At 70.6% G+C, this 21,973-nt stretch carries 19 protein-coding genes; 4 read left to right on the top strand and 15 right to left on the bottom strand.

All coding sequences use genetic code 11. The features are described 5' to 3' along the window. Window positions 1-185: 185 nt before the first annotated feature. The 12 genes from DEH69_RS32750 to DEH69_RS15320 form a co-directional block, all read right to left on the bottom strand. Entirely contained in the window at window positions 186-2,087 is a 1,902-nt protein-coding gene (locus DEH69_RS32750) for a tryptophan halogenase family protein (protein ID WP_113687537.1), read from the bottom strand. Then, the gene (locus tag DEH69_RS15365; protein WP_258534687.1) at window positions 2,084-2,935 is read right to left on the bottom strand and encodes an alpha/beta hydrolase; all 852 of its coding nucleotides are present in this window, start codon (window positions 2,933-2,935) and stop codon (window positions 2,084-2,086) included. The genes DEH69_RS32750 and DEH69_RS15365 overlap by 4 nt, the downstream gene beginning before the upstream one ends. A 74-nt stretch (window positions 2,936-3,009) precedes the next feature. Then, entirely contained in the window at window positions 3,010-3,573 is a 564-nt protein-coding gene (locus tag DEH69_RS15360; RefSeq protein WP_113687535.1) for a tryptophan 2,3-dioxygenase family protein, read from the bottom strand. Between the two features lie 131 nt (window positions 3,574-3,704). After that, complete coding sequence (locus tag DEH69_RS32085; RefSeq protein ID WP_220131273.1) at window positions 3,705-4,781, bottom strand: non-ribosomal peptide synthetase; 1,077 nt, start codon at window positions 4,779-4,781, stop codon at window positions 3,705-3,707. A gap of 8 nt (window positions 4,782-4,789) precedes the next feature. Continuing rightward, a complete protein-coding gene (locus DEH69_RS32080) occupies window positions 4,790-5,518 on the bottom strand; it encodes an AMP-binding protein (protein ID WP_220131272.1) in 729 nt (242 codons plus the stop codon). Window positions 5,519-5,640: 122 nt separating this feature from the next. Beyond that, window positions 5,641-7,023, bottom strand: coding sequence for an FAD-binding oxidoreductase (locus DEH69_RS15350; RefSeq protein WP_113687534.1), 1,383 nt, complete (start codon window positions 7,021-7,023; stop codon window positions 5,641-5,643). Between the two features lie 66 nt (window positions 7,024-7,089). Continuing rightward, window positions 7,090-8,436, bottom strand: coding sequence for a DoxX family protein (locus DEH69_RS15345; protein WP_113687533.1), 1,347 nt, complete (start codon window positions 8,434-8,436; stop codon window positions 7,090-7,092). A 76-nt stretch (window positions 8,437-8,512) separates the two neighbouring features. Next, complete coding sequence (locus tag DEH69_RS15340; protein ID WP_181727446.1) at window positions 8,513-9,226, bottom strand: class I SAM-dependent methyltransferase; 714 nt, start codon at window positions 9,224-9,226, stop codon at window positions 8,513-8,515. Window positions 9,227-9,303: 77 nt separating this feature from the next. Next, the gene (locus DEH69_RS15335; RefSeq protein WP_113687531.1) at window positions 9,304-10,122 is read right to left on the bottom strand and encodes an ABC transporter permease; all 819 of its coding nucleotides are present in this window, start codon (window positions 10,120-10,122) and stop codon (window positions 9,304-9,306) included. Further along, a complete protein-coding gene (locus DEH69_RS15330) occupies window positions 10,119-11,102 on the bottom strand; it encodes an ATP-binding cassette domain-containing protein (protein ID WP_113687530.1) in 984 nt (327 codons plus the stop codon). Before DEH69_RS15330 ends, DEH69_RS15335 begins: the two co-directional genes overlap by 4 nt. Before the next feature lie 57 nt (window positions 11,103-11,159). Next, entirely contained in the window at window positions 11,160-12,098 is a 939-nt protein-coding gene (locus DEH69_RS15325; protein ID WP_181727445.1) for an NAD(P)/FAD-dependent oxidoreductase, read from the bottom strand. Between the two features lie 292 nt (window positions 12,099-12,390). Next, on the bottom strand, window positions 12,391-14,769 hold the full coding sequence (locus DEH69_RS15320) for an excinuclease ABC subunit UvrA (protein ID WP_113687539.1): 2,379 nt from the start codon (window positions 14,767-14,769) through the stop codon (window positions 12,391-12,393). 157 nt (window positions 14,770-14,926) lie between these two features. Here DEH69_RS15320 and DEH69_RS15315 point away from each other — a divergent pair, with 157 nt between their 5' ends. The 3 genes from DEH69_RS15315 (at window position 14,927) to DEH69_RS15305 (ending at window position 18,832) form a co-directional block, all read left to right on the top strand. Then, window positions 14,927-15,706, top strand: a complete 780-nt coding sequence (locus DEH69_RS15315; protein ID WP_113687528.1) for a TioE family transcriptional regulator — start codon at window positions 14,927-14,929, stop codon at window positions 15,704-15,706. Window positions 15,707-15,792: 86 nt separating this feature from the next. Beyond that, window positions 15,793-16,983 (top strand): erythromycin esterase family protein, encoded by a 1,191-nt coding sequence (locus DEH69_RS15310; RefSeq protein ID WP_113687527.1) that lies wholly within the window; start codon window positions 15,793-15,795, stop codon window positions 16,981-16,983. Between the two features lie 88 nt (window positions 16,984-17,071). Then, complete coding sequence (locus DEH69_RS15305) at window positions 17,072-18,832, top strand: non-ribosomal peptide synthetase (RefSeq protein WP_113687526.1); 1,761 nt, start codon at window positions 17,072-17,074, stop codon at window positions 18,830-18,832. A gap of 6 nt (window positions 18,833-18,838) precedes the next feature. On the opposite strand, the gene DEH69_RS15300 is transcribed toward DEH69_RS15305, so the two are convergent. Next, entirely contained in the window at window positions 18,839-20,026 is a 1,188-nt protein-coding gene (locus tag DEH69_RS15300; protein ID WP_113687525.1) for a cytochrome P450, read from the bottom strand. Window positions 20,027-20,223: 197 nt separating this feature from the next. Between DEH69_RS15300 and DEH69_RS15295 the strand changes: the two genes are divergently transcribed. After that, window positions 20,224-20,910, top strand: a complete 687-nt coding sequence (locus tag DEH69_RS15295; RefSeq protein ID WP_113687524.1) for a tryptophan 2,3-dioxygenase family protein — start codon at window positions 20,224-20,226, stop codon at window positions 20,908-20,910. Window positions 20,911-21,049: 139 nt separating this feature from the next. Here the strand turns inward: DEH69_RS15295 and DEH69_RS15290 are convergent, their stop codons facing one another. Then, on the bottom strand, window positions 21,050-21,472 hold the full coding sequence (locus DEH69_RS15290) for a winged helix-turn-helix domain-containing protein (protein ID WP_206281307.1): 423 nt from the start codon (window positions 21,470-21,472) through the stop codon (window positions 21,050-21,052). Window positions 21,473-21,741: 269 nt separating this feature from the next. Beyond that, window positions 21,742-21,954: an MbtH family protein gene (locus DEH69_RS15285; protein ID WP_113687523.1), complete on the bottom strand. Its 213-nt coding sequence runs from the start codon at window positions 21,952-21,954 to the stop codon at window positions 21,742-21,744. Window positions 21,955-21,973: the final 19 nt, after the last annotated feature.

Here is a 21,973-nt window from a genome sequence, read left to right as displayed (position 1 = left end):
CATGCCCAGATCAACCCGCTTCGCGAAGATCATTTCGCTGAGAAAACCTCACTGACCGGAGAACCACGACAAGGGTCGTCCACACGAGTTACCTTTCGAAAGCGCGGCGGAGCACGCCGGAGTAAACGCCACGCCCCCTGATCATGACCCGAATGATTTTCACCTCAGGCCCTTCATGTAAAGCATCACGCGAGTAGGTGACGAGTATGCGTATCGCCAACTTGAACACGTACAAACTCTCCGCAGCCGCACGCGGCAGCACCGGGTGGCGCGCCAGGATCACGACGATCCAGGAAATCGGCCCGGACATCCTCGGAATCCAAGAAGTGCGCGTGGACGAACGCACCATCCCTCGGAATGACTGGGACGATCAAGCAGCCAGCCTCATCCGGGACCTCGCCGAGGAATGCGGCTTGAGCGCTGCCACTGGTGCCACCGGCGGGTGTCCGCACGGCATCGCCATGGCGGCCAACTGGCATCGGGCCTGGTACACGGCTCTGCGGTGGAACCCCGACACGGTCGCCCTGGTCGCCGACAGCTACCGCCCGTACGGCGCACCCGACTTCTGACACGGCTGCACGACCGGCCGTTTCGACGTCGGAGCACGAGAACCTATCCTCGTCGCTTCCTATCACGGGGATCCGTTCCGCCCGAATGCCCGTGCCGGGGAGGCGCTGCGACTGAAAGGGCTTTTCCGTCAGACCGGAGGAGTCAAGCCCGGCTTCTGCATCGGTGATTTCAACTCCGTCTCCGCTGCCGAAGTGGACGACGGCCGCGGCGGGCGCCGGTACTACGACGACGAGCCGTACCGCGACCAGGACCACGACGATCTCGAATTCCAGGTCCAGTCCGGAACGATCGGCCGACAGCAGCTCGCGGACCGGGAGCCGACCCAAGCCCTCCTGCGCCGCGGTTACATGGTCAACGCGGCGGCCCACCTGAACGCGCCGTGGCAGCCCACGGTCGGCCACTGGGAAGACGGCCGGGGAGACCCCGACCCCTGGGGCCCGCGCCGCATCGACTTCATTCTCGCCACCCGGCCAGTGGCGCCCGCGCTCACCGGCTACGCCACTCACCGAAGCGCCGCCGCGCGGGAGGCGGCCGATCACCTGCCGGTGATCGCCGATTTCAACCCCCAGGCACATCCGGCAGAACTCCCGGGTGGCCTCCTCCTCGGAGGTGAACCAGCTCGAGTACACGTAGCCGGTGCCGAAACGACCGAGCATCGGGATCTTCCAGGACCAGCCCGAACTCATCGCTATCGAGGAGGTGAACGGTTCGACGCCGTGCTCGTCGTCGTGCTCCACCCTGGTCGCCACCGCCCGGTCGTTGAGCAGGTGGTCGCTCATGTCCAGGAACGGCTCTTTCATCACCTGGTTGATCAGGAGGCTGCGGAAACCGGAGCAGTCGATGAAGAGGTCCGCCTCCAGCCTGCGCCCTGCTTCCGTGGTGACGGCGACGAGGTGACCGCGCTGATCGGTCTCCGCCGCGACGAACTTGTCCTCGATGTGTGTCACCCCTTGCTTGGCGGTGGCGAACCTGCGCAGGAAGCCGGCGACGAGGTCGGCGTCGAAGTGCCAGGCATAACTCGCCACTCGGCGGCCGTCCAGGAAGCGGGGGGACAGTTTCCGGTCGAAGAGCGCCGGCTGCGGGTAGCAGGCGCGGTCGAACGGCTCATCGGTCAGTCCGTGGAGTTTCCTGTACGTCCAGTAGTGCGACAGCGGCAGGTCGTCGTGGGTGGGAAGCAGGCCGAAGAGGTGGTCGAACTGGTCCCCGTACCGCCCGTACGGCCGCGGGGCGGCCGTACCGGCGCCCGGGGTGCGCCAGTTGATGAACCTGATGCCCATCTTGTAGCTGGCGTTGCACTCCGGCATCCACTCCTCTTCGGTCAGGCCCAGGTGGTCGAAGAACACCCGCTGGAGATTGGGGATCGTGGCCTCGCCGACGCCGATCCTCGGGATGGCCGGCGCTTCCAGCACGGTGATGCGGACGGTGGAGCCGAGCGCCTTGCCGAGGTAGGAAGCGGCCATCCAGCCGGCCGTACCGCCTCCGAGCACGAGTACCTTCCTGATCAGATTGTCGCTCATGCGCGTCCAATGTCTCGATGGGATCGAACGGAGCCGCCTGCCGTTCCTCTGGACGCCCGCCCGGTCAGCCCGAGCCGGCGGAGCACCGCGCCACCCAGGTCACTGGCGGGATCGTCGAGGTCGAAGGTGATGTCGAAGTGGTTCCGGTGCGTGATCACCAGATCGTCGACGGCGGCCGTCCGAGGCGTGACCGCCTCGACGAGCTCGCGGTGCTGACGCGCGAACTCGTCGGTCTCGGCGCCGCCGCGCGCAACGACCAGCGGTGGCAGCCGGTCCGGAAGGTGGTGGATCGGGCTGAGCCGGGCCGCTGCCTCGGCGTCGAGCCCCAGCGGTTCGTTGACGTAGGTGAGCCGGACGGGCTCGAGGTCGTACACGCCGCTGAGCAGGACCGCGCCGGCGATCACGTCCGCCGGACGGGTGCCCCCGGGTATCCAGCCGTCGAGCAGCGCCATCAGCGCCAGGTGAGCGCCGGCGCTGCTGCCGGCGAGCACGATCCGCTCGCTGTCGACGTCGAGGTCCTGGGCGTGCTCCACCAGCCACCGGACGGCGCGCCGTACCTGGCCGACGATCTCGTCGAGCGGGTACCGCGGAGCCAGCCCGTAGCCGATCGCCGCGAACGCGGCGCCCGACGGCACGAGCCAGCGCGCGGGGAACGAGGAGTCGTCCTTGCCGAGTTCCTGCCAGTAGCCGCCGTGCACGAACACCAGGAGCGGCGCCCGCGGGCCGCGCGCCGGGAAGAAGTCGAGGGTCTCACAGGGCAGGGGGCCGTACGGGAGGCCGGCGTACACCGGCAGTTCTGCCCTCGTGCGCGCGCTGCGCGTCGCGTACGCGGCGAGGAAGACGGACATGTCGTCCACACAGGAGCTCGGGGAGTACTGCCGGTCCAGCTCGGCCCGGTGGTACGGGCCGTAGACGAGGAAACTCAATGATCGCCCCCACATCGCCCAGGGTTGGCGTCAGATTGCGGTGCGTGCGGCCAGCAGCTCGGGAAAGAAGCGGTGTTCGGCTTGTTGCCGAGCGCGAATTCGAGTTGCCGGTACATGTAGGACTGGACACCCGAGGCCGAGCCCAGTTGGTCGCGGAAGGCCGCGAACTCCGTCGGCGTGATGGTGCTCAGCGACTCCCACGTCGTCGTGAGCACCCGCTGGACGCCCTCGACCCGCCGCAGGTGACGAAGGGCCTCGTCGAGGTCGTCCGCCAGCAGCAGGTCCCGTATCCGGTTGACCTCGGTGAACAGCAGCTTGAACAGCAGTTCCTGGATCTGGCCGGTGATGTAGAACGGCAGTTCGGCGGGTTCGCCGGTGCGCGGGTGCTGGAGACCGAGCAGGACGTCCACGTGGTGGTACCCGATGTAAGCCGTGCTCTCGGAGTCGTTCGCGGCAGCGGAGTCGAGCATCGGCTCGCCGCCGGTGCTCTCCGCCCGTCGCCGTCGTTCCTCCTCGGTCAGCGGGGCGTAGGAGCGTGGGGCCGTACGCTCCGGCGTCATCGCGACATCAACTCCCGTCGTGTGTGGGCCGGCAACGCCGGACCGAGGGGCCGGTGAGGTGGACGAAGCCACGAAGCCCTGGCCGGAGCATCACACGCCGGCGCGGAGACCGATCGGCGATCTTTCGCTTCTCATTCACCGGCGGGCTTCCGGTCCTCGTCGCCCCCCGTGTCCGCCTGTCCTGGGGCACCGGCGGTGATCAGCCCCGCCAGCTCGGCGATCGTCGGACCGGCGTAGAACTCCTGCGGGTCGATCTCGACGCCCGTGCGGGCGCTGATCTCCACGATGATCCGGACGGCCATCAGCGAATGACCGCCCAGCTCGAAGAAGTCGTCGTCGACTCCGACGGGGGACGTCCGGGTCAGATCGCCCCACATCTCGGCGAGCCACTGTTCCACGGGAGTGCCGGGGCCGCGGTAGTCCGAACTCAGGTCCCCCCGGCCCGGCGGCTCGTACGCGCTCAACGCGTCCCGGTCGACCTTGCCGTTCGCCGTCAGCGGCACGGCCTCCAGCCACACCAGGGTCCCCGGGACCATGTACGGGGGGACGAGGGTTCCCAGGTGCGTGCGCAGGTGCTCGGAGACCAGCGGTTCGTCGGCCACGTAGAACCCGACGAGGGACCGCTCGCCCCCCGACGGCGTGGCGACCACCACGGCGTCCGTCACGTCCGGGTGCGCCCGCAGGGCGTGTTCCACGTCGCCCGGTTCGATCCGGAAGCCGCGGACCTTGATCTGCCGGTCCTCCCGTCCATGGAAGTCGAGCACCCCGTCCGCACCGCGGGATCCGAGATCTCCGGTGCGGTACATGCGGCCCCCCGGAACCGCCGAGAACGGGTTCGCCACGAACCGCTGGGCGGTCAGCGCCGGATCGTTGAGGTAGCCGTGCGCCAGACCGGCGCCGGCGGCGCAGATGTGGCCCTCCTGCCCGTCCGCCGCCATCCCGACGGCGTCGTCGAGCACGTGGACCTCGGTGCCGTCGATCGCCGGTCCGATCGGCACCCGCGGCGCCGTGACCGGCTCGACGAGGGCCGCGCAGCAGGTGAACGTGGTGTTCTCGGTGGGGCCGTAGCCGTTGATCAGCGTCGTGCCCGGGAGATCCGCCATGGCGGCGTTGACCGACTCCACCGACAGCACGTCGCCGCCCGCGAGCAGGAACCTGAGGCCGCGCAGCCGGGGCGTGAGACCCGAGGCGACCAGGTGGTGGAACAACCCAGCGGTCAGCCACAGGATCGTGGCGCCCTCGGCGCTGACCAGGTCGGCGAGGCCCCCCCAGGGGAAGCTGGTGCGCCGACGCCACCACCAGCCGTCCGCCGTTGAGGAGGGGCCCCAGATCTCCAGGTCGAGGCGTCGAAGGCGACGGGGGCCAGCTGCAGGAAGACGTCGTCGGACCTGATCGGCAGATGACCCGCTCCGACGACCAGCCGCACGATCGCCCGGTGCGGCACCATGACGCCCTTCGGTGTTCCGGCCGACCCGGAGGTGTAGGCGATGTAGGCCGTGCTCTCCGGCGACGTACGGGCCGTGGGGCGCGTCGCCGGCCGTCGCGCAGCGCAGGCCCGCAGCTCCGGCAGCGGGCACCACGGCGGCTCCCCGTCCGTGGCGGACGGCGGCTCGTCGTTGGTGACGACCAGCGCCGGACGGGCGTCGAGCAGGACCGCCGTCCGGCGCTCCGCCGGCAGGTGGTGGTCGAGCGCCAGGTAGACGCCCCCCGCCTTGAGGACGGCCAGCAGGGTGACGACGAGATCGGCGGAGCGGCGCACGAGCAGTGCCACCGGGACCTCGGCGCACACCCCTCGGGCGCGCAGTTTGTGAGCCAGCCGGTTCGTCCGGCGGTCCAGTTCCGCGTAGGTGAGCCGGCCGCTGGCGTCGCACACCGCGATCGCCTCCGGACGCCTCGCCGCCTGCCGTTCGAAGACCTCGACGACGGTTACCGCAGTACCGGACATGCAGGGTCCCTTCCTCGTGCGCCGGGCGGCCCGGTCCTCGCTGCGGGGCGTACTCCCGAAACGCCCGGCGCCACGCGGAGTCCGTCGTGACGAGGTCGACCCGCCGTCGCGGGGACACCGCGTCACTCGCCGTGCAGTGGGGTGATGTTGTGGGTGAACCGGAACAGGTTGTGCGGGTCGTGCAGCGTCTTGACGCGTCGCAGCCGCCCGTAGTCCTCGGCCGCGAAGAGTTCCCGCACCTGTTCCTGGGAGACCGGGGCGCCGTCGTTGTAGAGGGAGTTGAGGCTGCGGCCGACGGTCCAGGGCTTCAGGGCGTCGTAGACGCGCTGATGGACCGGCCGGGCGACCGTGGACGGCGCGGCCGTGCCTCCGGTCATCACGCGCAGCAGGTAGGCGGCCTCCCGGCCGCCGACCGCGCCCGCGTCGGGGGGCTGGCGGGCGAAGGCCCCGCCGAGGTGGCGGATCTCCAGGATGCAGGGCACGGCCGCATCGGGCCCGGCCACGTCCACGACGGTCCGTAGCGCCGCGGGGTCGAGTTCGCGCAGCAGGACGTTCCCGCCGAAGTAGGCGTGCGGGACGCGCGGGTCCTGGTAGATGGTGCCCGCCTGCGTGTACGGCATCTCCCGGACGGTGTCGGACAGCCGGGGGCCGAGCGCCCGCAGGGGCGCCACGAGCCGTTCGCCCTCCTCGGCGGAGCCCGTGAAGGCGATCCGAACGTGTGCGGCGTAGCGTCCGTGCAGCGGCTCGGGGACGGACGGCCACGGCGGGCAGGTCATGAGGCAGATCGAGGAGGTGAGTTCCTCGGGCAGCGTCAGGGTCCACGCCCGGTAGGCGTCCAGCAGGTCGAGGGGGTGGTCCGCGGAGAAGTGGAGGGCGCCGCCGTAGAGCCGTGTCACCGGCACGAGGGCGGTCTCGACGGCGGTGACGGCGCCGAAGTTGCCGCCGCCACCGCGCAGCGCCCAGAACAGGTCGGGGTCGGAGCCGGCCGTGACGTGACGCAGCGCGCCGTCCGCGGTGACGATGTCGACGGCGCGGACGTGGTCGCTGGCGTACCCGGTCAGGCGGCCGAGCAGGCCGATGCCGCCGCCGAGGAGGTAGCCGACGACGCCGACGTGTGGGGCCGAGCCGTTGACGGGAGCCAGACCGTGCGGGGCGGCCCGCTCGATGACCTCTCCCCATACCACGCCGGCCTGGGCCGTGACGGTTCCGGCCGCCGCGTCCACCGCGACGGCCTTCATCCGGCGGGTGCTGATGAGGACGCCCTCGCCGTCCAGGGCGGTGACGATGCCGTGTCCGGTGGACTGCACGGCGACGGGCAGCCTCCGCTCGGCGGCGAAGCGGACCGCGGCGCGCACGTCCTCGGGGCGGGTGGCGCCGACTACGGCGGCGGGGCGGTGCCGGAGGCCGGTCTGGAAACCGGAGCGTTCCTCGTCGTACTCCCGGCTGCCGGGCAGGAGGACGGGTCCTCGCACCTCGGCGGCCAGCGTCTGCACGTCCACGCTCATCCGTTGTTCTCCTTCCGTGGACGGCGTGGCCACCGCCCCGCGAGTGCCGCTCGGCCGACAGGTCCGCTACCGCAGGGACGAGTTCTCCTGCACCCAGTGGAAGCCGCGGCTGACCAGCGGGAAGGTGGTGAGGTCGCGGCGGCGCAGGTGCAGGCGGTGGTGGTGGCCGTCGACCTCGCCGTCCAGGATCAGGAGATCGTCGGCCGGGCGCTCGAAGGCGAACGTCACCTGCCACTTCGGATCGGCCATCTTGGTCAGGGCGACCGAACGGGCGTTCATGTCGATCGACGCCATGCAGGGGGCGAGCGAGTCGTCCATGTGCTGGATGGCCACGGCGTCCACGGAGTCCACGACGATCCGGCGCCAGCGCCGGTCGTCGGTCGTCACGGGCGGGAGCTGCTCGCCGTCCACGGAGAAGCCGGTGACGTCCCAGACGCCGTACAGCTCGGGCTTCTCCCGGCCGCCCCCGTGGTTCTTCCAGAACGCCCAGTCGTTGCGCAGTTGCGCGCCGAGGAGCAGGAGTCCGGCCCCGGCCTGGAGGGCGGTGGCGATGCGGTTCGCCCGGCGGGAACGGAAGAGATCCGTGGGGGCGGCCGCGGGGAGCGGGCGCTGCGTGAACGCGGCGTCGGCCAGGCGAGGCGTGTGCGGGGCCAGCAGAAGCAGGCCGAGCAGGAGCAGGTGGAAGGAGTGGACCTTGACGGGGACGTCGAAGGTCATGTTGAGCAGCAGGACCTGCGCCATCTCCACCGCGCACAGCAGCGCGCCCAGCGGCGCGGTACGCGGCACGATGAGCAGCAGCCCGCCCGTGATCTCGGCGCAGCCGAGCAGTATCTGGTACGGCTTCGAGGATCCCGTCTGCGCCCACAGCAGGCTCATCGGGGTGAGGCCGCCGAGCGGCTCGACGAGCTTGGACGGCGGCAGCTGGAACTGGAGGGGGACGGCCTTGGCCGCGCCGTAGGAGAACATCTGTCCCGCGAGGCAGAAGCGGGCGGCCAGGCGAAACCACTTGTCGAGGGCGGCACGGTCCGTCCGGCGCCGGTCGAGCACGGACCAGACCGGGGTGGCCGCAGCGGCGCCCGCGAGCCAGCAGACCTGTCCCGCCCAGGTGTGCGGGTCGTCGCCGCCGTCGAAGCGGTCGCCCAGCTCCCTGCCGAGGACCCGGACGGACATCCAGTTCCGCACCGGGCGTATCGCCCAGCGTTTCGCCCAGGCGTCGGCCGCTTCCTGCAGATGCCCCATTCCGCCCCCGCGCAGGGCCAGATAGACCTGCGGGCTGGTCAGGCAGTACAGGCCGGCGTAGACGCAGCCGAACCGGTAGGCGGTGCGGGCGGCCCCGGCCCAGTTCGGCGGGGCCGGGGAGGTGCCGGCCGGCGGGAAGGCGCGTCTGGTCGCCCGGCCGGCCGGTGAAGACACAACGGTCCGCAGCCACTTGTCTACTCGCACCTTCATCATTGATCACCCTCTCAGGCGCCGTCTTCGGTGGTCGCGGTCAGCTACGGCGGAAACGTCCGAGCCAGGCGTGCACGTCGAGGAGTTCCGACGTGGTCGGGATGATGCCGCGCAGGAGAGCCTCGTCGATCGACTCGACCGTCCAGCCGTCGGCGAAGCCGTCGCGTAGGTGGTCGGCGGAGCGCTTGAGGGCGGGCGGCTCGTCGTCGTCCGGGAGCGGTGCCGATATATCCTTTATGGCCTCGGCGAGCCGCACCTGCATCTCCGCGGAACCCCGGTCGCTGATCGAGAGGATGTGCACCACCGCCCCCGGGCGGCAGGCCCAGTGCAGGGCCGCCGCGTAGGCGCGCAGCGTGTCGCCCTCGAAGGTGTGGGCGAGTCCGGAGTCGATCACGGTGTCGAAACACCCTTCGTATCCCTTGAGGTCGAGGGCGTCGGCGACTTCGAAGACGGCGCCGAGCCCGCGGGCGGCGGCCTTATCCCGGGCGAGGGAGATCGCCGTCGGGGACAGGTCCAACCCCGTCACCGCGTAGCCCTTGCCCGCCAGGTGGAGGGCGTCCTCACCGGTGCCACAGCCGGCGTCGAGCACCGTGCCGCGGACGAGCCCCGCTTTCTCCAGAGCGACGTAGGCGGGTTGGGGCGCCCCGATGTCCCACGGCGGTCGCTCGCCGAACGGGCTCTCCCCGCGGTAGACGGCGTCGAACACCTCGGTCATCGCCGCGGGACCGTCGGGTGCACCGGCAGTTTCAGTCATGGCTGCCATGATTGCGTCGCGCCCCGGCGCCTCCTCGCTCTCTTGCGGACTTCTGTCACGGAGGCGTCGCCCGCCGGTCAGCGGGAGCCGTACTTGCGGACCGCGAGCGGGGCGAACACCGCGATCAGGCCGACCGACCAGGCCACGGTCTGCAGGACGTAGCTGGTCGCCGGGCCCCCGGTGAACAGTGCGCGCAGCGCGTTGACCGCCGCCGTCATGGGGCTGTGGGCGGCGTACGCCTCCAGCCAGCCCGGCATCGTGCCGGTCGGTACGAACGCCGAGGAGATCAGGGTGAACGGGAAGATCCACACCCCGCCGACCGCCTGGGCGGCTTCCGCGCTGCGCACCAACAGCCCGAGGTAGGCGGCGAACCACGACACCGCGTAGCCGAACAGCAGCAACAGCAGCAGGCCGACCAGCGCGGGCACGAGGCCGTTACGGAACCGGAAGCCGACCAGCAGGCCCACTCCCACGGTCACCCCGGCCACGCCGACGTTGCGGAAGATCTCCGACAGCGTGCGTCCGATCAGCACGGCGGTACGGCTCATCGGCATCGACCGGAAGCGGTCCATGAGGCCCTCGTGCATCTCGGCGGCGATCCCGATGGTGGTACCGGCGGCGGAGCCGTAGAGCGCCATCTGGACGAGGATGCCGGGCAGCAGGAACTGGGCGTAGCGTTCGCCGCCGACGTCGATGGCCCCGCCGAAGACGTACGTGAACAGCAGGATGAACATCACCGGCTGGACCAGTGAGAACATCACCAGTTCGGGGCTGCGCAGTACGTGCCGTACGTTGCGCAGGGTCATTTGCCACACGTCGGAGAACCACCACGCGAGGGCGTTGCCCGACGGCGTGTACGACGTGCCGCTCTCCCGGGTCACAGTGGTGGAGGTCATGGCCGCTCGGTTTCCTTCCCACTGATGCGCCGGTCGGTGCTGTGATCGGCGGATCGGCCCGTCACGGCGAGGAAGACGTCATCGAGGGTGGGCCGGCGGAGCGCCACGTCACCTATCGCGATCCCCGACTCCTTGAGCAGGTGAAGCAGGTCGGGCAGTGTGCCGCCGTCGGACAGCGGCGCGTGGACCTGCATCTTCTCGGGGTCGGCGACCGGGTCGGTGCCCAGCCGCTCCCGCAGGATCCGGACCGTCCGCTCCATGGCTCCCGTGTCGAGGAGTGTGATGCCGACCCGGTCGGGGCCCGCCTGTGCCTTCAGCTCGTCCGGGGTGCCGCTGACGATGACCGTGCCCCGGTCGATGACGGAGAGGGAGTCGGCAAGCTGGTCCGCCTCCTCCAGGTACTGCGTGGTGAGCAGTACGGTCGTTCCGTCCGCGACCAGTTCGCGCACGAGCCGCCACACCTCCATGCGGCTGCGCGGATCGAGGCCGGTGGTCGGCTCGTCGAGGAAGACGAGCCCGGGCCGCGCCATGAGGCTGGCCGCGACGTCCAGCCGGCGCCGCATCCCGCCCGAGTACGTCTTGGGCTGCCGGTCGGCCGCGTCCTCCAGGCCGAAGCGTTCCAGCAGTTCGCTCGCGCGTGCCCGGCAGTCGTACTTCGACAGCCGGAACAGCCTGCCGATCATGTGCAGGTTCTCGCGCCCGGTGAGCAGTTCGTCGACGGCGGCGTACTGGCCGGTGAGCCCGATCATCGACCGGACCCGCCGGGGGGCGCGGCGCACGTCAACGCCGAACACCTCGGCCACTCCCTCGTCCGGCGCGATGAGGGTGGCCAGGATCCGGACGGTGGTGGTCTTGCCGGCGCCGTTGGGGCCGAGCAGGCCGTGCACCGTGCCCTTGGGTACCGTGAGTTCGAGACGGTCGAGTGCGGTGAGCGAGCCGAAACGCTTGCACAGTCCGACCGTTCTGATCGCTGCTGGCATCTGCCGTGATTCCTTTCCTGGTCCGACGCGCCCTGGGCTGGGGGTCGGCGACCCGGTTCAGTGGTGCACGACACCGAGCAAGGCCGACATGTGGATGGCGTCGGCGACCGCCGCGCCCGCCGCGGTCGACGCGGTGACCGACTGTTTCCAGCGACTGGTCAGGTCCCCGGCCGCGTACAGGCCCGGCACGCTGGTGCACTGGGAGGCGTCGACGCCGACGAAGCCGGCGTCGTCGACCGTCAGCTTCAGTTCTTCCGCCGCCCGCTGCACGACGGGCTGCTGCCGCTGTCGCGGCGTCCACACCAGGGTCTGCCGCTCCAGGACCCTGCCGTCGGCCAACTCGATGCCGTACAGGGACCCTTCACGGTGGTGCAGGCGGCGGACCGTTCCCGTGACGACGTCCCCTCTTCTGCTGCGCGCGGTCGCGCGAGCGGTCTCCAGGCCGGGCATCGACTCCTGGCAGATCGCGATCGTGTCCTCGCTCCAGGCGCGGAAGGCAACGGCCGACAGTCCCGCGAGTTCCGCGTTGTCGGCGACCGTCGCCCAGCGCCGGCCGGCGTTCTCCTCACCGAGGCAGAACGGGCAGTGGATCACGCTGCGGCCCCAGCACTCCGCGAAGCCGTCCACGTCGGCCGGATGGACGTCGACGACACCGGTCGCGATCAGGACGGTTCGGGCCTCGACGGTCTCACCGCCGCCGAGGGCGACCCGGAAGCCCCCGCCGGGAGCGGAGGACACGCTGTCGGCGTCGTCCTCCAGCCGCTCCACGGTCGTGTACCGGGAGAGTTCCCGCCAGGCGCGCTCCCGGAATTCGGCGGGAGTGACGCCGTCCATTCCGATGTGGCCGTGAACGCCTGTCGACGCGCTGTTGCGCGGTGCCCGGGGGCTGTCCACGACGATCACCGGGTGTCGGTATCTGGCCAGGCCGAGTGCCGCGGTGAGCCCGGCGGGGCCGGCTCCCACGATCACGGTGGTGTGGTCGGCGTGCGAGGACATCGGTCTGATCCCTTCCGTCGGGTGGCATGGACGGGGTCCGTCCACCGTGGGAGCGGTCCGGCAGGTGCTCGGTGTGGGAACGCCGGAATCGGCTGTCGGCGGGCGGAAGCCGTCGGCCCGCATTGTCGTCGCCGCCGCGGTGGTGGGAAGGTGCGGGCGAAAGAGGTGAGCCAGACAGTCGTGCGCCTGCGCGGCACGGGCGATGCCGGCTTTCCGCCCGGGCACGAGCCGGCCGCGGTCGACGCCCCCGCCCCGAGTCACCAGGCGGGGGCAGGCGCAGGGCCGCGTCGGGTCAGGCGCCGACGTACTGGGCGAGGTGCTCGCCGGTGAGGGTGGAGCGGGCGGCGACAAGATCGGCGGGCGTGCCCTCGAAGACGATCCGGCCGCCGTCGTGTCCGGCGCCGGGACCGAGGTCGATGATCCAGTCGGCGTGCGCCATGACCGCCTGGTGGTGCTCCACGACGATGACCGTCTTGCCGGCGTCCACCAACCGGTCGAGCAGGGCGAGCAGTTGCTCGACATCGGCCAGGTGCAGGCCGCTGGTCGGCTCGTCGAGGATGTAGACGCTGCCCGCTCCGCCCATGTGGCCGGCGAGCTTCAGCCGCTGCCGCTCGCCGCCGGAGAGAGTGGTGAGCGGCTGGCCGAGGCTGAGGTAGCCCAGGCCGACCTCGGCGAGCCGGTCGAGGACGGTGCACGCGGCCGGTGTCCGTGCCTCACCGCTGCGGAAGAACTCGGCGGCCTCGGCCACTGGCATCGCGAACACCTCGCTGATGTCCCGGCCGCCGAGCCGGTACTGGAGCACCGAGGACTGGAACCGCTTGCCCTCGCAGTCCTCGCAGGTGGTGGCGACGCCGGCCATGATCGCCAGGTCGGTGTAGATGACCCCGGCGCCCTTGCAGGTGGGGCAGGCGCCCTCGGAGTTGGGGCTGAACAGGGCGGGCTTGACCCCGTTGGCTTTGGCGAACGTCTTGCGGATCGGTTCGAGCATGCCCGTGTAGGTGGCCGGGTTGCTGCGCCGGGAGCCCTTGATGGGCGACTGGTCCACCGTGACGACGCCGTCGCGGCCCGCCACCGAGCCGTGGATCAGGGAGCTCTTGCCGGAGCCCGCGACTCCGGTGACCACGGTGAGCACGCCGAGCGGGATGTCCACGTCGATGTCACGCAGATTGTGGGCGTCGGCGCCGCGCACCTCCAGCACACCGGACCGCTCGCGCACGGTCGGCTTCAGGGAGGCCCGGTCGTCCAAGTGCCGTCCGGTGACGGTGCCGGCGGCACGCAGGCCCTCGACCGTGCCCTCGAAGACCACCTCGCCGCCCTTGGTGCCGGCGAGGGGGCCCAGGTCGACGACGTGGTCGGCGATCACGATCGTCTCCGGCTTGTGCTCCACGACCAGCACGGTGTTGCCCTTGTCGCGCAGGCGCAGCAGCAGGTCGTTCATCCGCTGGATGTCGTGCGGGTGCAGGCCGACGGTGGGCTCGTCGAAGACGTAGGTGACGTCGGTGAGCGCAGAGCCCAGATGGCGGACCATCTTGACACGCTGGGCCTCACCGCCCGAGAGCGTGCTCGAGGACCGGTCGAGCGAGAGGTAGCCCAGGCCGATCTGGACGAACGAGTCGAGGGTCTGGCCGAGCACCGTGCACAGCGTCCTGACCGACGGGTCGGTCAGACCGCGGACCCAGGCCGCGAGGTCGCTGATCTGCATGGCGCAGGCGTCGGCGATGCTGATGCCGTCGATCTTCGCGGACCGGGCGGTCTCGCTGAGCCGGGTGCCGTGGCACTCGGGGCAGGCGGAGAACGCCACCGCCCGTTCCACGAAGGCACGGATGTGCGGCTGGAGCGTCTCCTTGTCCTTGGACAGGAACGACTTGCGCACCCGCGCGAGGAGGCCCTCGTAGGTGGTGTTGACGCCCTTCACCTTGACCTTGACCGGGTCCCGGTGCAGGAGGTCGTGCCGTTCCTGTTCGGTGTAGTCGCGGATCGGCTTGTGCGGGTCGAGGAAGCCCGACTCGGTGAACGACTGCACCACCCAGCCGTCGGGCTTCCAGCCGGGGACTGTGATCGCGCCGTCCGCGAGCGACTTGGAGTCGTCGAACAGCTGGGCGGGATCGATGTCCGAGACGGTGCCCATGCCCTCGCACCGCAGGCACATGCCGCCGACGACGCTGAAGCCTTTCTCGATCTTCTTGCCGTTCACCACGAGGACACCCGACGCGTCGGCCGAGGCGACGTTGAAGGCGAACGCCTTCTGCGAGCCGATGTACGGCTTGGCCAGCCGGCTGAAGAGGATGCGCAGCAGGGTGCCCGCGTCGGTGGCGGTGCCGACCGTGGAGCGCAGGCTGGTGCCCATCGGCTGCTGGTCGACCAGGATCGCGGTGGTCAACCCGTCGAGCAGGTCGACCTCGGGCCGCGCCAGGGTGGGCATGAAGCCCTGGATGAAGGCGCTGTACGTCTCGTTGATCAGCCGTTGCGACTCCGCGGCGATCGTGTCGAACACCAGGGAGCTCTTGCCCGAGCCGGAGACTCCGGTGAACACGGTCAGGCGTCGTTTGGGGATCTCCACGTGCACGTTCTTGAGGTTGTTCTCACGTGCCCCGTGCACACGGATCATGTCATGGCTGTCGGCGGCACACAGCGCAGCGGGCTGGGTGTCCGTCTCCGTGCCGACCGTCATGGTGTCCCTCCCGTGTGTCGGACGCGGCACGCCTTCGTCATGCGACGTGGTGACGAGTTCCTGAACGTCCCGGTTCATGGGCTCAAGCGTATATCTGCAAAGTCGGTTGAGAGTTGTGGTGAAGCAACGCGGATTTTTCTGGATAGAGTCTCAAACCGTGAAGTACCTGCGTCCATACGACCTCGCCCGTGAGCACGGCATTTCCACCCAGGCGGTCCGCAATTACGAGCGGGACGGGTTCATCCCGCTCGCCCGGCGGACCGCGTCCGGCTACCGCACCTACACCGAGGTCCACGCGGCGGCCCTGCGCGCCTATCTGGCGCTCGTGCGGGCATACGGATACGCCACGGGCGGCGAGATCATGCGGTCGCTCAACACCGGCGACCTCGACGCCGCGCTGACCGCCGTCGACCGCGGCCACGCCCAGCTGCTGCGCGACCGGAGCACGCTGGACGCGGTGGGGCGGGCGGTGGAGCACCTCACGCGTGGGCCGGCCCTCACCGAGCACACCTCCTCCGCCAGCGGCGAGCCGCTCAGCATCGGCGAACTCGCGCGCCGCCTAGGGGTGACCGCGGCGACCCTGCGGAACTGGGAGGCGGTGGGCATCCTCACCCCCGCCCGGGAGCCGGTCACCGGCCACCGTTCGTTCGGCGCCACGGACGTACGCGACGCCGAACTGACCCATCTGCTGCGGCGCGGGGGCTACCCGCTGGAACACATCCGCACGGTGGTCCGGCAGATCCGCACGGCCGGCGGCACCGAGGCGCTGTCCGCCGCCCTCGAGGACTGGCGGCGACGGCTCACGGCCCGTGGCGTGGCCATGCTCGACGCGGCGGCCCGTCTCGGTGGGTACGTGACCCTCCTGGACATCGCCCCGGCCGGACCGCTGGCCGCCGGGGAACCCGCTCCCGCGCCGGAATCCCCATCGACGGTTTGAGACCTCCCGATCCGGCGGATCCAGTCGCGGCGCCGACGGCACCGCCGTAAGCCTCAACGAGTCTTTCAATGATTCGATTGACAGACATGAGAAAGGACTTCCACGGCCTTCCCGTGGCCTCGTGCGCCGTACTGGCGCTCTGCGAGCCCACCCACCGGGAACCCGCCTTCGGGTGGGTACGCAACGAGTTGTTCGCCCGGCTGGCCCGCCTCGGTTTCCGCTCGATCGCCCTGGAGACCGACCGCGTGGCCGCGCTGCGCGTCGACGACTTCGTCAAGGGCGGCGACGGCGATCTCGACGAGGTGGCGCGGGAGGGTTTCTCCCACGACTTCGGCGACCTGGAGACCAACCGGTGCCTCGTCGCCTGGATGCGCGACCACAACGCGGGCCTGCCGCCGGAGGAGCAGCTGACCTTCCACGGCTTCGACCTCCCGACGGAGACCACCAGCGCCCCCAGCCCGCGGCGCTGTCTGGAGCAGGCCCGTGACTACCTGGGGCTCGACCTCGACCTGACCGGGCTGTCCGGCGCGGACGAGCGGTGGAGCCGTACGGAGGCGGTGATGGACCCGGCCATGTCGGTCGGCGCCACGCCCGAGGCCGAGCGGCTGCGGTCCCTCGCCGACGACATGCTCCCCCTGCTTCACGCCAACGCCGCCAACCGGATCGCGCAGACCTCGCGCGCGGAGTGGCTCCGGGCCAGGATCCACCTCACCGCCGGCCTCGGTCTGCTGCGCTACCACCGGCAGGCGGCCCAGCGCATGGAGAACAACGCCCGGCTGTCCCGGCTGTTCTCCACCCGGGACGCGCTCATGGCGCAGAACCTACTCGACATCCGCAGCATCGAGGGCCGCCGGGGCGCGACGCTGGTCTTCGCCCACAACGTGCACCTCCAGCGGACCCCGAGCAGCTGGAGCATGGGAGACCTGCGGGTCGACTGGCCCGGGGCAGGCACCATCGTGGCACCGCTGCTGGGCGAGCAATACGTCTTCGTCGCCGGCAGCCTGGGCGGCAGCGAGGCCATCGGGCTGGGCGACCCCGAGCCGGGCACCTACGAGAGCGTTCTGCAGGACCGCGTGACCGATTGGGCCCTGGCCTCCACCGGCACGGTCACCGCCGCCCGGACCCGAACGGACACCACCCCGCAGCAGGGCTACTTCCCGCTCGACCAGGGCCTCTGGGACACCGCCGACGCGGTCCTGCACGTCCGTGACGGCGCCGCCGTCACCGGGTCGGGGGACCTCCTGCGCGCCCTGGCCGGTGCCGGGAGCGCGCTCTGACAGAGACGGGAAGGATTCGCGGGCTCCCCGGGCGCCGGGGATTAGATTCGCCGTCGATCAGGGAACCTCCCGAAGGAGCTGACCGCACTTGAACACGGTTCCTGAACTGTTCGAGTCAATCGTCGCCCGACGGGGCACGGAGCCCGCGCTCATCGACGCGGAGGGCGCCCTCGGGTACGCGGAGCTGAACACCCGGATCAACCGGCTCGCCCGCAGGCTCATCGCGCACGGTGTCGGTCCCGACTCGCTCGTCGCGGTCGCGATGCCCAAGTCGCGGGAACTGATCGTGGCGATCATGGCGGTGCTCAAGGCCGGCGGCGCCTACCTCCCGCTCGACCCGGAGTATCCGGCGGAACGCCTGGCGTTCATGGTGTCCGACGCGCGGCCGGTGCTGCTGCTGCGGTCCTCCTCGGTGGCGCCGCTCGACGCGAGCCCGGAGGAACTCGTCCTCGACGACCCGGCGTTCCGTGCCGCGTGCGCGGCCGGGCCGGGGCACGACGTCTCCCAGGACGAGCGCCGCTTCGTTCTGCACCCCGATCACCTGATGTACGTCATCTACACCTCGGGGTCGACCGGAACGCCCAAGGGTGTCGCGGTGCCGCACGGCGGGGTCCGCGACATGGCCGCCACCCAGGCAGCCTTCCTGCGGGCGGGGCCGGGCGACCGCGTGCTCCAGTGGGCCTCCATCAGTTTCGACGCCGCCTTCTGGGACGTGTGCCTGGCGCTGCTGTCCGGGGCGGCCCTCGTGACAGTGCCTGCCGAGGACCTGCTGCCGGGCCATCCGCTGTGGAATACCTTGCTCAAGTACGACATCACCCACGCCACACTGCCCCCCGTGGCGCTCAGCGAGACCGACGCCGAGGACGTACTGCCCGGCGGGATGATCATGTCCACGGGGGACAGCTGTACGCCGCCCCTGGTACGCAAGTGGTCCCGGGCACGGCGGATGTTCAACGGCTACGGCCCGACGGAGGTGACCGTCGGGGCGACGATCGCCGGACCGGTGCGCGACGCCGGTGACATCGGGATCGGCACGCCGTGGTCCAGCAAGGAGGTGCACGTGCTCGACGAGCGGCTGCGCCCGGTGCCGCCCGGCACGGAGGGCGAGCTGTACATCGCGGGCACCGGGCTGGCGCGCGGCTACCTCGACCGGTACCCGGCGACCGCGGTGAAGTTCGTGGCCGACCCGTTCGGGCCGCCCGGTACCCGGATGTACCGCACGGGCGACCGGGGCCGCAGGGGGCCGGACGGCGAGCTGTTCTTCGCGGGCCGCGCCGACGGCCAGGTGAAGCTGCGCGGTTTCCGGGTCGAACTCGGTGAGATCGAGGCCCGGCTCGCCGCCCATCCGGCGGTGGACGTCGCCGTCGCCGTGGTCCGGGGCGAGCTGGCCGACGCGCATGTCGTCGGCTACGTCACCACCACGGGGCCGGTGGAGCCGGCCGATCTGCGCGCCCATGTCGCCGAGTCGCTGCCCGCCCACATGGTGCCCGCACGGGTCACGCTGCTGGAGCGGTTCCCGACGCTGGCCAACGGCAAGATCGACCGGGGGGCCCTGCCGCAGCCGGACGCGGGCGTACCGGGACTCCCGGACGGCGGGCGGGCGCCGGAGGCCGTCGAGGCGGACGACCGGGCGGCCGTGGTCTGCGCGATCGTGCGGGACATCCTCGGGATCGCGGAGGCGACGGTCGCCGACAACTTCTTCCAGCTCGGCGGGCACTCCGTGCAGGCGACCAGGCTGGTCGCCCGGCTCCGGGAGCGGTTCGGGGTCGCGCCGTCGATCCGGACCGTGCTGGAGGCGGCGACGATCGGCGAGCTGGCCGCGGCGGTCGAGAGCCGGCTGCCCGGCTGACGGCCGTCAGCGGAAGGCGACCGGCAGACTGGCGTAGCCGTTCAGGAAGTTGGAGTAGACCGGGGCGGGCTCGCCGCACACCTCGATCTCGGCGACCGACTCGGTGAGCGCGCTCAGCAGTGCGCGCAGCTCCGCCCGGCCGAGGAACGCGCCGACGCAGAAGTGCGGGCCGTGGCCGAAGGAGAGGTGCTTGTTGGGCGAGCGGGCCGGGTCGAACCGGCGCGGCTGGTCGAACACCTCCTCGTCGTTGTTGGCGGAGATGTTCCACAGCGTCACGATGTCGCCCGCGCGCACCCGCCGGCCGCCTATCAGCATGTCGCGGGTCGCGGTGCGGGCGAAGTGCCTGGCCGGCGTGGCCCAGCGCAGCACCTCCTCGACCGCCGTGTCGACCGCGGCCGTCCCCTCGCGCAGCGCCCGCCACTGGGCGGGGTGCTCGGCGAACGTTTTGACCGCGCAGATCGCGGAGACGCGGGAGGACTCGTCGCCGCCGAGCACGAGGCTGTAGCAGTTGAGCGCGGCTTCCTCCAGCGTCAGCGGGCGGCCTCCCGCCTCCGCTGTGGCGATCATGCTGATCACGTCGTCGCCCGGGTCTCGGCGGCGGTGCCGGGCGAGGTCCATGAAGTAGCCGATGATCTCGTTGCGGGCCTCCAGGGAGTCCAACCGGTCGGACTCGGCGTCGTCCGAGGAGAGGGCCAGCTTGTTCCAGCGCAGCAGCTTTTCGCGGTCCGCCTCCGGAATGGAGAGCAGATCGCAGATCGTGTTCATCGGGATGTGCTCGGCGACCGCCGCCGCGAAGTCGAACTCACCCTGCCGGGCGACGGTCCTGATGAGCCGTGACGTCCGTTCCCGCACCCTCTCCTCCACCGCGCCGAGGACGCGCGGGGAGAAGGCGCGCAGCATCAGGTTGCGCAGCTCGCGGTGGCGGGGCCGGTCGGTGACCGCGAGCATCTTGCCGCCCGCCGAGTCACCGCCGCTCAGCAGGACGTCCAGTACGGTCCCGCGAGCGGAACTCAGGGAGCGCACGTCGGCGTAGCAGGACAGCACGTCGGCGTGGCGGGCGACGACCCAGAAACCGGGATCTCCCTCGTGCCAGTACACGGGCCGGTGCTTGCGCACATCGCGCCAGAAGGTGTGGGCGTCGTGTCGTACGAAGGCGGTCGCGTCGGTCAGGTCCAGCTCGGTCGGGGTGGTCATGCCGAAATCGTCACATCGGCGGCGCCCACGCCGGGCAGCTCTTGCGCAGGTCTTTCGTCGTGAATGAGAGACGAAAGAATGCTGATCAGGCACTTCCTTCCCGTGCCAAGCTCAGGAACGTGGGTCGTTGGACGCGCCGGATCGTCCGGCTGCGGCCGGTAGACCACCTATGACGAGGAGGCGGCGTCCTGAGTACCTTGACGTATGGGGACTATCTCCACATGGAGACCCTGCTCTCGCTCCAAGAGCCGAAGGCCCCGAACACAGCCGGCCGCGCGGTCGTCCTGGCCGAACAGTTCTTCATCATCACCCACCAGTCCTGCGAGCTGTGGCTCAAGCAGCTCGGGGCTGATCTGGACGCCGCTGCCGAGGCGCTCCTGCCGCCCTGCGATTCGCACGACCTGGAGCTGGGGCTGGAGTTCCTGCAGCGGTCCGGTGAGTTGATACGGGTCCTCCAGCAGCAGTTGGCGGTGCTGGAGAAACTGCCACTGCGCTACTTCGCCAAGTTCCGGACCTATCTGGACACGGCGAGCGGCGCGCAGTCCGCTCAGTTCCGGCGGCTGACGGCGCTCCTCGGCAACAGCCATCATCAGGGCAGCCTCTACGAGGCGTTCGCGGCGGCGGCCGAGTACCACGGGCAGTCCGTGCACGACGTCCTCCGGCGCGGCGTGGAGTGCGGCGTGCTGCACCGCCTCGCCGAAGCACTGGTGGATCTGGGCAACGGCTACTGGCACTGGAAGGTGGCGCACCTGGCGCTGGTATCGAAGATGATCGGGGAGCAGGACGGGACCGGCGGCTCGAGCGGTGTCGACTTCCTCGCCCGCCGCGTCACCCGGCCCTTCCCCGAACTTCGCCGCCTGCGCGGGAAGGTGCACCACTCGTAGCCTTCCGGCCGCCGACGAGTACTCATGGATGAGGGGCTCCTGCGCCCGGGCGTGGATGGCGCGGTCCACACCGGGCCCAGGAGGCCCTCACGTGATCGTGCGTCCCGCACGTGTGTCACCGCCGTGCCGGGGCAGCCACCTAGCGTGATTCGATGTCCAGGGCGTAGCCGCGGCCCCAGGCGGTGCGGATCACCAGGTCGGTCGGTGTCAGACGGCGGCGCAGCCGCATGATGTGGAGGTCGAGCGAGTTCCTCGTCGGCCTCTGCACGCGTTCCGCGAGCCGTTGTGACAGTTCGTGTCTGTACACCACCTCCCCGAAGTGCTCGATGAGCAGCTCCATCAGTTCGGTCTGGACGCTGGAGACGGTGATGGAGTGCGAACCGAAGGTGAGTGTTCCGGCGGAGTCGAGGGTCGGTGTCTGTCGGCTGTCGAGCCGGTTCTGGAGGGCCCTGACCCGGGCGTCGAGATCGTCCCGGGAGATGGGCGCCCGGACCCAGTCCTCGAAGGGGTCGTTGCAGACCGGCGGGCGGGCACCCGCCTCCACCACGAGGAGACGGGGCACTCCGTCCCTCCTACATCGGTTCCGAAGGTCCGTTTGTGCCGGCCATCGGACGAACATGACATCGCTGGTCGTGCATTTCACAGCGTGCGCCTCCCCGTCGACGCAAAGAGATGATCACTGTCGTCGTCGGCCGACGGCGTTCTCGCGTCGGCCGAGCAGGCATAACAGACCGCAGGCCGTGGTGGTGTGGTTCGGTGCCACGGCCTCGCCCCGCAGCGGCGCCCCGTTCTCCCGCGCCGGCACCCGGAGCCGCGCCTCACGGCGCAGCGCTAGCCGTTCATCGCTTCCCGGAGACTGCGCGGTCGCATGTCGGTCCAGTGCTCCTCCACGTAGGCGACGCTCTCCGCTCGCCCGGCGGGACCGAATACGCTGCGCCATCCGGCGGGCACCTCGGCGAAGGCAGGCCACAGGGAGTGCTGGTCCTCGTCGTTGACCAGCACGTGGAACTGGCCGTTCTCGTCGTCGAACGGGTTGGTGCTCACCTTGCGTCCTCCCGAGGTC

The organism is Streptomyces sp. PT12, from assembly GCF_003311645.1.
In the GTDB taxonomy this organism is placed as follows: Bacteria; Actinomycetota; Actinomycetes; order Streptomycetales; family Streptomycetaceae; genus Streptomyces.
This window is presented reverse-complemented; position numbering and strand designations above follow the sequence as displayed.